Genomic DNA, 12,662 nt, shown 5'->3' with positions numbered 1-12,662 from the left:
GTTTTTGCGTCAGGAAAACAGATCGCATGCATCTTCGCCACGTCTTGTTTGCCACGGCCGTGATGGCCGCGCCCGCCGCCGCCCAGCCTTTGCATTGGGGTGCGCGGGTGCCCGAAACCGCCGAGGGCGCGCTGAAATCCGGCGCGAAATGGGCCGCGCAGGTTCCGGCCAACTGGAACGGGACGCTGCTGGTCTGGGGCCGGGGCTATTCGGCGCGGTTAGGCGCGCCCGAACTGGCGCCTGCCAATGCCAGGGCGCTGTTGCTGGAAAAGGGCTATGCGCTGTTGGCCAGCGATTACGGCGCGGCGGGTTGGTCGCTGGCCGAGGCCGTGCCGGCCCAGACGCAGGCGATTGCCGCTTTTGCCCAGACCTATGGCAAGCCCAAACGCATCATCGCATGGGGCAATTCGATGGGCGGCCTTGTCACCACGGCGCTGGCCGAGGCGGCAAAGCCTGCGGTGGATGGCGCTATTGCCTTCTGTCCCTCGATTGGCGGGGCGGTGGGCATGATGAATATGGCGCTGGACGGGGCCTATACATTCCGCACCCTGATGGCCGACAATAGCCTGCAATTGACCGGCATTGCCGATGACATGGCCAACGGCCAAAAGGCGCAAGGTGCCGTGCAGAGCGCGCTGACCACGCCGCAGGGCAGGGCGCGTCTGGCGCTGGCGGGTGTGCTGGGCGGCATTCCGGGCTGGACCCGCCGCGACCATCCCCGCCCCGCCGATGGCGATGTCGAGGCGCAGGTCGATGAAATCGGCGCTGCTTTCACCATGGGCATCTTTCTGCCCCGCGCGGATCAGGAAAAGCGCGCGGGCGGGGTGTTTTCATGGAATACGGGCGTCGATTACGTGGCGCAACTCGCCCAATCGGGCCGCCGCGCCTTTGTCGAGGCGCTTTATGCCAAGGCGGGGCTGGACCTGAAGGCGGATCTGGCGCGGCTGAATGCGGGCGCGCGGGTGGCGGCCAAACCCGCGGCGGTCAATTACATGATGGCGCATTATACGCCCACGGCGCGGCCTTCCGTCCCGCTGCTCTCGGTTCAGGCGATCGGGGATGGCGCGACCTCGCCCTCGCTGCAGCGCGCCTATGGCGAGGCGGCCGATCCGGGCATGTTCAGTGCCATGTGGCTGGCCCAGGCGGGCCATTGCGGCTTTTCGGGTGAGGTGCTGGTGGCATCCTTGCGTCAGATGGAAAAGCGGCTGGACACGGGCGTATGGGATAATCCGGCGACCGGATTTGTTGCCCATACGCCCGCGCCGATGCTGCGGCCCTGTTTCCGGGACCGCAGCTGCCGTTGATATTCAATCCATGTGCTTGCGCTCAATGCTCCATCCGGGCGCAACGCAAAGGCGACAGGCCGGGCCCTTGAAAGTCCGGCCTGCGCTTTTATCCCCGCGCAATTGCCATTCCAGCCAGTCGACCGCAACCTGTGCCACCGCCCCGCCATAGGGTTTGGAGAAAGTGCCGCCATGGCCCACCGGCAGGTTGACCAGAACGGCGGGAACATGCTCGATCCGCGCGTAATCGTCGGTGCCGTTGGGATAGGCAATGTCGCCCGGCCCGCCCAGAATATAGATGATCGGCGTGTGAATGTCTTTGAGCAGCGCCTTGGTCACATTGATCCCGGCAATCGGGTTGCTGCCATCGGCAAAGACGCCGCTGTTGTGGATCAGCACGGCGTGGATGCGTGGATCACGGGCCACTTCCAGCGCCTGCAACCCGCCGCAACTGTGGCCCGCAACGGCGGTTTGTTTGGGGTCGATATGGCCCCTATACGGGCTTCCCGCCCGCGCGTTTTCCTTCAGCGCCCAATCGAGGCCGGCCAGCACATCGGTGCCCTTGGTGGGCGCATCCAGATGGCGCGGCGCACCGGGGGCCGGTTCGGGCAATTTTTCGGTTGCAGTGGGGCCCGACAGGATGCGGCCCGGCGCGATCACGACATAGCCATGGCTGGCGATCTCCAGCAGATGCTGGCGCGCGCTGGCGCCATCCTCCTGACACCCGCCATTGCCCCAGACCAGCACGCCCAGCTTGGCCGCAGGCATGGAGGCGGGGCGGTAGATGACGTGATTGGGCAGACCGGGATTGACCTCCATGATCGCGGGATAGGGGCCGGAACCGGGAACATTGGGCAGATTGCGCGCGGCGATGCGTTCGGCCTCCTGCTCGGGCGTCAGGGCCGGGGCGCGCGGCGGCGTTTGCGCGATGGCGGCGCCGGCAAGACCGAGCAGCGCGGCCGCGAGGGGCAGGCGATAACGGGGCATCCTTGTCTCCTTTTATGGCGGCTTCATGTTTTGCCTATTTTTCAGGAGATGACAACGCTTGCATTGTCGGATCTGCATGGCAAGATCACTTTTTCCATGATGGATGACGGTTGGGCGCTTGCGCCTTGCGAATAGATATAATATTGCTATCAATAATAGCAGAATGTCAGGATGCTTTTGAAAGGCTGATCGCATGGAATTCACGAGATTGAACCCCGTGACGGGAGAGGTTGCCTCCTCGGCGGTGGCGATGCAGGCGGGCGAGATGGGGGCGATTGCTGCGCGTGCGGCGGCGGCGCAGCCGGCATGGGGCGCGATGGGTCCGAATGCCCGCCGCGCGGTGCTGCAAAAGGCGGCCGATGCTCTGGCGGCCAAGAAGGACGAATTCGTCGCCGCGATGATGGGCGAGATCGGCGCGACCGCTGGCTGGGCGATGTTCAACCTTGGCCTTGCCGTGTCGATGGTGCGCGAGGCCGCGAGCCTCACCACCCAGATTTCGGGCGAAGTGATCCCCTCGGACAAGCCCGGCTGTCTGGCGATGGCGCTGCGTGAACCCGTCGGTGTGATCCTTGGCATTGCGCCGTGGAATGCGCCGATCATCCTTGGCGTGCGCGCGATTGCCACGCCTTTGGCCTGCGGCAATGCGGTGATTTTGAAGGCGTCGGAACAGTGCCCGCGCACCCATGCCCTCATCATCGAGGCCTTTGCCGAGGCCGGTTTCCCCGAAGGCGTGGTCAATGTCGTGACCAATGCTCCGGCCGATGCGGCGGACGTGGTGGGCGCGCTGATCGATGCACCGGAAGTCAAGCGCATCAACTTCACCGGCAGCACTGCCGTTGGCCGCATCATCGCCACGCGTGCTGCGCAGCAATTGAAGCCCTGCCTGCTCGAACTGGGCGGCAAGGCACCTTTGGTGATCTGCGCGGACGCTGATCTGGACGAGGCAGTCAAGGCGGCGGCTTTCGGGGCCTATATGAACCAGGGCCAGATCTGCATGAGCACCGAGCGGATCATCGTGGTGGACGCCGTGGCGGATGAATTTGCGGAAAAATTCGCCGCCAAGGTCAAGACCTTGACCGCAGGCGACCCGCGTCTGGGCAACACGCCGCTGGGCGGGGTGGTCGATGCCAAGACGGTGGCGCATTGCCTCAGCCTTGTGGACGATGCCGTGGCCAAGGGCGCGGTGCTGCTGACGGGCGGGGAAACCACGCTCAATGTCGTGATGCCCGCGCATCTGGTCGATAAGGTGACGCCGGACATGAAGCTGTTCCGCGATGAAAGCTTTGGCCCGGTGGTCGGCATCATCCGCGCGCGCGATGAGGCCCATGCGATCGAGCTGGCCAATGACACCGAATATGGCCTCTCGGCGGCGGTCTTCACGCGTGACATCGCCAAGGGCTTGCGTCTGGCCAAGCAGATCAAGAGCGGCATCTGCCACATCAACGGCGCGACCGTCCATGACGAGGCGCAAATGCCCTTCGGCGGCGTTGGTGCTTCGGGCTATGGCCGCTTCGGCGGGCGGCAGGGCATCGACAGCTTCACCGAAACCCGCTGGATCACCGTCGAAACCCAGGACGGGCATTTCCCCATCTGATGGGCAAGGGATTGATCGCGGCGGGCCTTGCGCTCGCCGCTTCGCCCGCAGTGGGCCAAGGCCCGGCTGCCCCTGCGCCCACGCTCGATTACGCGTTCACCGCGCGCATTACGCTTGCCCCGCCGGTGGAGCAGGGCGAGGTAGCGGGCGGCCGCAAGCGCTTTATTGCCATCACCGGCGGCACAGTCGATGGACCCCTGCTCAAGGGCACGATCCTGCCCGGCGGCGGCGATTGGCAGACGATCATGCCCGGCGGCCTGACCAAGGTCGAGGCGCGCTATTTCATGAAAAGCGCCGATGGCACAGTGATCGAGATCACCAACCCCGGCGTGCGCGTGGCCAGCCCGGAAGTGACCGAGAAACTGGCCAAGGGTGAAAGGGTTGATCCTTCCGCCTATTATTTCCGCACCACGCCGCGCTTTGATGTGAAGGCAGGGCCGCAGGAATGGCTGGCCCGTTCGGCCTTTGTCGCGCGGGGTATTCGCATGCCGGATCATGTCGTCATCGACTTTTATGTCGTGCGATAATGCCTTGTCGGACCGGCTTTCCGCCTTTGTCGCGGATTGCCGGTTCGACGATCTGCCGCCCGCAACGGTGCGCAGCGCGCGCTGGGTGCTGCTCGATGCCGTCGGCGTGATGCTGGGGGCCAGCGGCATGGCGGGCGAGGTGGCCCCTTTTATCCGCGTCGCCGCCGGGGATGGGCCTGGCCGCATCCTTGGCACAGGATTGAGCGCTGCCGCGCCGATGGCGGCGCTCGCCAATGGGGCGATGGCCCATGCGCTCGATTATGAGGATGCGCTGGATGGCGCGCCGATCCATCCCAATGCCAGCCTTGTTCCTGCCTTGCTTGCCTTGGCGCAGGCCGAGGGCGGGGTTGATGGGCGGCGTTTCCTGACCGCGCTGGCGGTGGGGTGCGATGTCGGGTGCCGGATGGCGATAGCGCTGCGGCAAAGGATGGAGATGGGCGGGTGGTATCCGCCGCCGATTCTGGCCGGGTTTGGCGCGGCGGCGGGGGCGGCGTCTTTGCTGGGCCTTTCGGAGGTTCAAGTCCGTGATGCATTCTCGCTGATGCTGTGTCAGAACGTGATGCCCGGCGAGATCAAACATTCGCAGGGCACCGTGATCCGCGCCGTGCGCGAAGGTTTTCCGGCGCAGGCGGCGGTGTTGTCCGCCTTGCTCGCGCGCGAGGGCGTTGCCGGGTTTGAGCAGCCTCTGGAGGGCAAGGGGGCCTTTTACGCGCTCTATGCCGGGGGGCATTATGACGCGGGCGATCTGCTCGATGGGCTGGGGCAGAGGTTTTGGATCGAGGCGCTGACCTTTAAGCGCTGGCCTTCATGTCGGGGCACCCATGCGATGATCGAGATGGCCAGAGCGATGCAGGTCGCGCCGCAGGATATTGCGCGCATCGAGGTGGGCGTGGATGCGATACAGACCATGCTGTGCGAGCCTCTGGCGCGCAAGCAGTCCCCCGCCACGGCGATTGATGCGAAGTTTTCGATCCCCTTTACGCTGGCGCTGGCTTTGGTGCGCGGGGATGTGGGGCTGGATGATTTCGATGCGGCATCGCTGGCCGATCCGGCGGTGCTGGCCATGGCGGCCAAAGTGTCGCCGCGCGTTCTGGAGGAGGCAAACTGGCATGGCGCTGGCGGGCATCTGACGCTGCATCTGCATGACGGGCGCAGCATCAGCGCGCGGCAGGAGGATGCGCTCGGCTGTCCGGCAAGGCCGCTGGGCGAGGAGGCGCTGGTGGCCAAATTCCTCGACGGCGCGGCGCGGGCGAAAGTGCCGCCCGCCGATCCGCAAGGACTCGCGCGGGCGATCCTCTCGCTGGAGGCTTGCCCGGATGTCGGGGCGTTGTTTTAGAAGAGCGCCTTGATTTCCACCCGGCGGCGCGACTGGTCGGGCAGACCATCGGCATCCTTGTCCTGAGTTGCGCTGCCGCTGGTGTCGGCGGCGGTTTCGATTGGCATGCCCGGCATCAGACGGCGCAGCGTTTCGGCAATCGTCTCGGCGCGCTGGGTGGCCAGTTCCGCCGGTTCGGCCATGCTGCGCCCCGAAATCACCGTTGGCTGTGTCGCGGCAAAACCGGTGACGATCAGCTTTTTCGGTTTGGCGGCGATGATCCAGTTGCTGGCCTGCTCAATCAGATAGTCGCTGTATTGATAGACGAGGAAGTCATTGCCGAATTCGAAATAGACCGGAAAGACCCGCTCGCCATAGGGGCCGGGGGGCACCGGGCGCGCCACCGATGAGGGCGTGATATTGCGCTTGGGCAGCACGAAGCGGCGGCCCGGATAGCCCTCGGCCGGCAGCATGTGGCGCGTGCAGGGCGTGTCATACAACCGACTGGTGCGCACCGCATCCAGCACAATGCCGCCGCAGGGCGCGGGCGGGGCGGCCGAGACGATCCCCTCGACCATCACGGCATAGTTCCAGTCGGGCTTGTGCGGGCTGAGCGACACATCGTAGCGCGTGCCTGTGGCCGGATCGTCGGCCAGCCAGCAGCCCGATTTCTTGCCGCTGTCGGCGTCGCGATAGATCGGGCAGGCGATGAAGCGGACGGTTTCGGCCGCAGCAGCCGACAAAGGCGCGACCAGCGCGGCGGCGGAAAGGAAAAAGCGAAACATCACAACGCACTCATCATATTGGTGAGATCCTGCTTTTCCTGCTCGGTATAGCCGATGTTATAGCGGCGGTCGTAATAATCGACGATGCCGCGCAGATCCTTGGCCAGACCATTGGAGAAATAGGGCGCGCGGGCGGCCAGCCCCCGCATGGATTGCAGCGTGATCTTGCCCACATCGGCGCACCGGCCCGTGGTCATCGCAAAGCCGGGGTCCATCGTATAGATCACGCGGCCATAATGGGGGTGCGGCGCCTTCAGACAGGTGATGCGGAACAGCGGCAGATCGCGCCACGGGTCGGCAAAGGGCATGGTGGTGGTGCCAAGGTCGACCTGGCCGGGGGCCACGTCATTGCCCATCTGGCTCATATTATGGCAAAAAACGCAGGAGTTGCGCACTGGATTGCCAAAGCCGATGCGCGAATTGATGCCCGCCGTGTCGGTGATGAGGAACATCTTTTCGCGGAACACCCGCGCCCCGCGTGCCACCGATTGGCGGAAAGCCAGTTGTTCGGGCGTCAGCGTCTTGGCGTCCTCGGGGCTGATCTTTTCCCATTTGGCGAACTCGCTCCACACCGGGATGCCGATGCTGCCCAGCGCGCCGGGCTGCGAGTTTTTCAGCTTCATCGGCCCGCCCTCGGCGTCCATGCTGTCGAGCGCGCCTGCCTGTTTGCTGACCTGCTGGGCGGTGTAGACGCGCATTTCAAAGTCGCGGATCTGGGCGATCTGCTTGGCGTTCAAACCTTTGGCAAATTGCAGATGACCATGCGCTGCATCCTCCATCTGGATACGCAGATTGCCCGCGCGATTGTCAGCCATGATATTGCCCGACATCATTGAGCCATCGTCAGGATCGCGGGGCAGGGCGAAACCCTGCTTGGGATCGAAGGGAAAGCCCACGGCCAGCAGATATTTCATATTCGCCACTGGCCGCGCCCGGCGATAGACCGAGATATTGCCCGCCGCCGGTCCGTAATTCGGCCCCGAATTGCAACCATTGGGATCGCGCATCACCTCGATGGTGAAATCAGGCGTAACGGGCCGCCCGTTCCATTGTCGCACCGGCCAAGGCAATTGAATGCGGAACAGCCCCCGCTCGATCAGCAGCGAATGGGATTCGCGCCTGTCCTGCGGCAGGCTGGGGCAATTGGCGCCGTCGATGGCGGCGAAGAGGGGGTCTTTGCCGCCTGTCTTGTTCCAGCGCTCCGCCGCCGTGGCCGCCGAAATGCTCATCGCATCGGCAGGTTGATGACAGGTGACGCAGGCGCGGCCATTGGCGCCCAGCGGCTCGAAAAACGGATGGCCCTTGGTCTCCACCGGCCCGCCATCGACCAGCACGCGCAGCGTCCCATGATCGTTGGGATAATCGAGGCTGGCGGGAAACACGCGCCCTTCGCCCGGCGACCACCAGCGTTCAGGCGCGGCGGCGCCCAATTGGCCAAAGACCGCCGCCCCCGCGACACCGGCCACCATCAGGCTGATCTTGCGCATGATCCCCGCTTTCCTCTCGATTACTTGCCGAACACGGCCTTCAGGCGCACGCCCCAGGTGCGCGGCGCGCCATAGATGATCCCGCCGTCCGCGCTGGACGAATTCTGGATCTGCGAGGCGATGTAGAGCTTGTTGGTCAGGTTCTGGACAAAGGCTTCCACCTGCCAGCCATGGTGGAAATCAAAGGTTACCCGCGCATCGAGCAGATCGCGCCCCGGCACCAGCGTGTTGATGCTGGGGAAGGGCGTGGCGTTCTGGCTGGAGACATGGCTCCATTGCAGACGCGGGGTGGCGGTGATGTCGCCGCCCAACGGAATGGCGTATTGGATGCCGCCGTTAAGCGTCAGCTTGGGCGAGAAGGGCAGGTTGCGCCCCTGCGGCACAAAACGCAGGTTGGTCGGGCATCCGGCATCCGTGCCCGCCGCGTTGGTGTCGGAAATACAGGCCGCATTGCTGAATTGCGCATCCAGAATCCCCGCGCCCATGTTCAGCCCCAGCGCGCCGAATTGGCCGGTCACTTCCAGTTCGGCCCCCTTGGCATGGCCGCCCAGCGCGTTTTGCGTGACGGGCAACCCGCCCACCAGGCTGGAAAGCTGGATGTCTTTGTAAACCGAATAGAACACATCGCCATTGACGCGCAGATGGCGGTCGAGGAATTGGGTCTTGAAGCCCGCCTCATAGACGAAATTGCGTTCGGGGCTGAAATTGGGCGTGTTGGGCGTCAGGTTGACGCCGCCCGCCTTATAGCCCTTCGACGCCGAGACATAGAGCAGCCCGTCGCGGCCCAGATGATAATTCACCCCCACCTTGCCGGTCAGCTGATTGGTGGAAATCGAGGAGGTGAAGGGCAGAGTAAATCCCGCGCCCGGCACGGCAAAACGGGTATAGACCTGACTGTCCCAACTGTAGCGCCCGCCGACGACCAGTTCGAGCTTGTCGTTGAAATGATAGTTGATCTGGCCAAAACCGGAATAGGTGGTGTTCTTGGCGGTGGTGATGATCGTGCTGGTGCTGCTGACGAAATCGCGCACATTGTTGTTGTCGCGCAGCAGCGTGACCGGCACCTTTTCATCCATGAAGAACGCGCCCAGCACCCATTGCAGCGGGCCCTTGTCGGTAGAGAGCAGGTTGAATTCCTGAATGAAGGTCTGGAACTGGGTGCTCGACTGGCTGACGCGGCCGACATTGCCGGCGGGTGGGCGCGGGGCGGCGGTGGCGGTGCGGTCACCATCGGTCTGGTCCAGCGTCTTGCCGTCCTGCCACGAGGTCAGCGTGCGGAACTGCACTCGATCGGTCAGGTCAATGCGGGCGTCCATCGCCAGACGATAGCCGTGCTGATTGAGATAGGAGCGCGCGTCCTCCTCGATCTGGAACGGGTTGCTGGTAACGGCGTCATTGCGGTTTTTGACGGCAATATTGTCGCTGCGCGAATTGAAATATTCGGCGCGCAGGTTGAGGTCCAGCGTCCCGTCCATGCCGCGCACGCGCAGATTGCCGCGCACGGCGTCCATCTTCAGATTGCCGGGCTGGCTCTGCGCATTGGCGGCGATGTTCTTGGTATAGCTGTCGCGCTCTTCATGCACATAGGCCAGACGCAGGGCGACATTTTCGCCGCCGATATTGGCCGCCGTTTCCGCGCGATAGCGACCATAATTGCCCGCCGTCAGATTGGCCATGGCCGAGAGCGAGTCAAATTGCGGCTTGGGCGTGCGCACATAGATCGCGCCGCCGGTCGAATTCTGGCCGGTCAGCGTGCCCTGCGGCCCGCGCAGCACCTCGATGGAAGCGATATCATAAAAGCTCATCCCGATGAATTGCTCATGCGGGATCAACTGGCCATCGATGTAATAGGCAACGCCGGGGTTCGAGGTGGGCGCGCTCTGCGCAATGCCCACGCCGCGAATGTTGACGAAGGTCGAGCGGTTGACCGTGTTGATCGCAATTGAGGGCGCAACCTGTTGAATATCGGCCAGATTGCCCACGCCTTTGCGTTGCAGATCCTCTGCATTCAGCACCGTGGCCGAGATGGGAACCTGTTGCAGGCTTTGCTCGCGGCGCTCGGCGGTCACGACAATATCGGCCAATCCGGTGTCCTTGGGCGCGGTTTGCGCCAAAACAGGCGTGGCGGTGCTGGCCAGCAAAAGCGCAAAAACGGGCGCGTGGCGGCGGCGAAACTGGATCATGACATCCTCCCTTTATCTCTTTGCCGAACATTTATGAAAGGGCTTGCATTCTGTCAAGATTGTTCTGTCTCATACGCTTTTGCCGCCCGCGATCCGCACCAGCCCGCCCCCGCGCAGACTGCCGCTGTGGTCAGCATCGCCAGCGCCAGACGCCATGACGACATCGGCGCAATCAGCCCCAGCGCCAGCGTGGCCCCGGCGCTGGCCAGCATTTGCGTGGCCCCCGCGATGCTGGTGGCGGTGCCCGCCATGCTTTCCTCGGCAAAGACGATGATGGCCATGGCCGATGGCCCCGCCACCCCCGCGCCCAGCCCCACCAGCACAATCGGCCCGATCAGCGCGGCGGGCGTGTGCAGCCCCGTGCCTGCCAGCAAACCCGCCCCGCAGGCCCCGGCAAGGATCAGCCCCGTCCCGATCGCCAGCCCATAGCCCCCGCGCGACAGATGCCGCACCATCCGCGTGCCGCCGATTGAGGCGGCGGCCACCACCAGCAGCGCAATCCCTATCCGGCGCGGATCAAGTCCTTCATCTCGCAGCAGAAAAGGCGCGGAGGCAAGGAACATATACAAAGTGCTGCTGGCCGAGGCCATGGCCAGCGTGGAGAGTGTAAAGCGCGCATTGCCCAGCAAACGCCGCATATTGGGCGCGGCCCCCGGCGCCGAAACCTTGCGCGCGCCATGCGGCAATCGCGGCCCCACCAGCGCCAGCACCCCCAGCGCCACCAACGCCAGCACCATAGGTATCGTCCTCCATCCGCCCAACGCGGTCAGAAACCCGCCCAGCACCGGCGCCAGCGCGGGCGAGATCAGCACGATGGTCATCAGCGTGGCCTGCCGCGCGGCGGCTTCGTCCCGTCCGAACAGATCGCCCACCATCACCCGCGCCGTCACTACGCCCGCCGCGCCGCCCGCCGCCTGCACCGCGCGCGCGGCCAGCAGCATCGGCAAAGACCCGGCCAGCGCGCAGCCCAGCGCCCCCAGCCCATAAAGCGCCAGCCCCGCCAGCAGCACCGGCCTGCGTCCCAGCCTGTCCACCGCAGGCCCGGCCACCAGTTGCGCCGCGCCAAGGCCGATCATGTAGATGCTGATCGCCAGTTGCGCCCCATGGGCATTGGTCGCGAAATCACTGGCCAGTTGGGGCAGGGCGGGGACCAGCATATGGATCGCCATCGAGCCCAGCGCCGCCACCATCGCCAGCGCCAGCATCGTGCCATTCATGCCGCGCGCGCCATCTGTCGCCGCGCCAGTATCACCAGTCCCGCGCACATAACCGCCAGCCCCAGCAACAGCAAGGTCGGCGGCAGAAACGAGCCGGTCGTCTGCTTCAAAACGCCCATCAACGGCGGCACCGTCGCGCCCGCCAGACTGCCCGCCATGTTGATGACGACAATGCCCATGGCCAGACTTTGCGGCGCCAGCATCCGCGTGGGGATTGCCCAGAAAGCCGCCACTGTGCAACCCGTGCAGGCCCCGCCCAGAATCAGGCACAAAAGCCCTGCCGCCCCCGCGCCCAGCCACCATGCGCAGACCAGCAAGACCCCGCCCAGCAAGGCCGGGATGGCAACATGCAGGAACCTTTCCCCCGTGCGGTCGGAATGGCGGGCGTTCAGGATCAGGCCAATTGCGCTGGCCGCATTGGGCAGGGCGACGATGGTTCCCGTCTCGGTCGAGGTCAGATTGCCCATGCCTTTGACCACCTGGGGCAGCCAGAACATGATGCCGTAATTGCTGGCCAGAATGCAGAACCAGATGGCGGCGCAAGTCCAGCCCACCTTGCTGCGCAGCACCGCCCAGCGCTCGCCGCCCGAGGGTGCCTTTTGCGCGCCGCGCACATTGGCGCCGATCCATGCGCGCTGTTCAGCATCCAGCCAGCGGGCGTGATCGGGCGTGTCGGGGAACCAGACATAGGCGAAAATCGCCAGCGCCAGCGCAGGCAATGCCTCGGCGATGAACATCATCCGCCACGGCGCGATGCCCCATGGATTGGCCCAGTCGAGCAGCAGGCCCGACACCGGCGCGCCGATCACCTGCGCCACATTGATCGACATGATCGGGATCGCCAGAATGGCCGCGCGATGCCGCTCGCTGGCCCAGAGGCTGAGATAGAGCATCAGGCCCGAGGACAGGCCCCCTTCGGCAAAACCGATGGCGATGCGCAGCGCGTAGAGCTGGCCATTGGTTTGGACCAGCGCCATCGAGGCCGAACAGATCCCCCAGATCGCCGTGATCGCCGCCAACCAGCGGTGCATGCCGATAGCCTCATAAAGCAGCACGCTGGGATATTTGGCCAGCATATAGCCGACGAACAAGATCCCTGCGCCAAACCCGTATTGCGCGGGCGAAAGGCCCAGATCGCGGTTCATGGCCAGCGCGGCAAAGGCGACATTGGTGCGGTCTATCGCCCCGATCAGGATATAAAGCGCGCAAGGCACCACCAGCCGCGCGATGACCTTGGCGCTGATGGTCTGTTCCAGCGCGCTGTTGGTGGATTGTTTCATGTGC

At 64.7% G+C, this 12,662-nt stretch carries 10 protein-coding genes; 4 read left to right on the top strand and 6 right to left on the bottom strand.

Annotation, left to right across the window (positions count from 1 at the left end):
• Positions 1 to 26 precede the first annotated feature (26 nt).
• Positions 27 to 1,304 carry an alpha/beta fold hydrolase gene (locus PQ457_RS09725; protein ID WP_273616681.1) on the top strand — a complete coding sequence of 426 codons (1,278 nt, stop codon included), beginning with the start codon at positions 27 to 29 and terminating at the stop codon, positions 1,302 to 1,304.
• 3 nt (positions 1,305 to 1,307) lie between these two features.
• Here the strand turns inward: PQ457_RS09725 and PQ457_RS09720 are convergent, their stop codons facing one another.
• Entirely contained in the window at positions 1,308 to 2,270 is a 963-nt protein-coding gene (locus PQ457_RS09720) for an alpha/beta hydrolase (protein ID WP_273616680.1), read from the bottom strand.
• Between the two features lie 193 nt (positions 2,271 to 2,463).
• Between PQ457_RS09720 and PQ457_RS09715 the strand changes: the two genes are divergently transcribed.
• The 3 genes from PQ457_RS09715 to PQ457_RS09705 are packed head-to-tail and all read left to right on the top strand — an operon-like array spanning position 2,464 to position 5,727.
• On the top strand, positions 2,464 to 3,864 hold the full coding sequence (locus tag PQ457_RS09715; protein ID WP_273616679.1) for an aldehyde dehydrogenase: 1,401 nt from the start codon (positions 2,464 to 2,466) through the stop codon (positions 3,862 to 3,864).
• Complete coding sequence (locus PQ457_RS09710) at positions 3,864 to 4,391, top strand: DUF3237 domain-containing protein (RefSeq protein WP_273616678.1); 528 nt, start codon at positions 3,864 to 3,866, stop codon at positions 4,389 to 4,391. The genes PQ457_RS09715 and PQ457_RS09710 overlap by 1 nt, the downstream gene beginning before the upstream one ends.
• Positions 4,378 to 5,727: an MmgE/PrpD family protein gene (locus tag PQ457_RS09705; protein WP_273616677.1), complete on the top strand. Its 1,350-nt coding sequence runs from the start codon at positions 4,378 to 4,380 to the stop codon at positions 5,725 to 5,727. Before PQ457_RS09710 ends, PQ457_RS09705 begins: the two co-directional genes overlap by 14 nt.
• Here the strand turns inward: PQ457_RS09705 and PQ457_RS09700 are convergent.
• From PQ457_RS09700 to PQ457_RS09680, 5 genes are read right to left on the bottom strand one after another with little or no spacing between them, the layout of a single operon-like run.
• Positions 5,724 to 6,491: a hypothetical protein gene (locus PQ457_RS09700; protein ID WP_273616676.1), complete on the bottom strand. Its 768-nt coding sequence runs from the start codon at positions 6,489 to 6,491 to the stop codon at positions 5,724 to 5,726. The two genes, PQ457_RS09705 and PQ457_RS09700, sit on opposite strands and share 4 nt — an antisense overlap.
• On the bottom strand, positions 6,491 to 7,978 hold the full coding sequence (locus PQ457_RS09695; protein ID WP_273616675.1) for a hypothetical protein: 1,488 nt from the start codon (positions 7,976 to 7,978) through the stop codon (positions 6,491 to 6,493). Before PQ457_RS09695 ends, PQ457_RS09700 begins: the two co-directional genes overlap by 1 nt.
• Positions 7,979 to 7,998: 20 nt before the next feature.
• On the bottom strand, positions 7,999 to 10,161 hold the full coding sequence (locus PQ457_RS09690) for a TonB-dependent receptor (protein ID WP_273616674.1): 2,163 nt from the start codon (positions 10,159 to 10,161) through the stop codon (positions 7,999 to 8,001).
• A gap of 53 nt (positions 10,162 to 10,214) precedes the next feature.
• The gene (locus PQ457_RS09685; protein ID WP_273616673.1) at positions 10,215 to 11,378 is read right to left on the bottom strand and encodes an MFS transporter; all 1,164 of its coding nucleotides are present in this window, start codon (positions 11,376 to 11,378) and stop codon (positions 10,215 to 10,217) included.
• A complete protein-coding gene (locus PQ457_RS09680; protein WP_273616672.1) occupies positions 11,375 to 12,658 on the bottom strand; it encodes an MFS transporter in 1,284 nt (427 codons plus the stop codon). Before PQ457_RS09680 ends, PQ457_RS09685 begins: the two co-directional genes overlap by 4 nt.
• Positions 12,659 to 12,662: the final 4 nt, after the last annotated feature.

The organism is Novosphingobium humi, from assembly GCF_028607105.1.
Classification (GTDB): domain Bacteria; phylum Pseudomonadota; class Alphaproteobacteria; order Sphingomonadales; family Sphingomonadaceae; genus Novosphingobium; species Novosphingobium humi.
The sequence above is the reverse complement of the archived record's forward strand: the minus strand, read 5'-3'. Positions and strand labels throughout refer to the sequence as shown.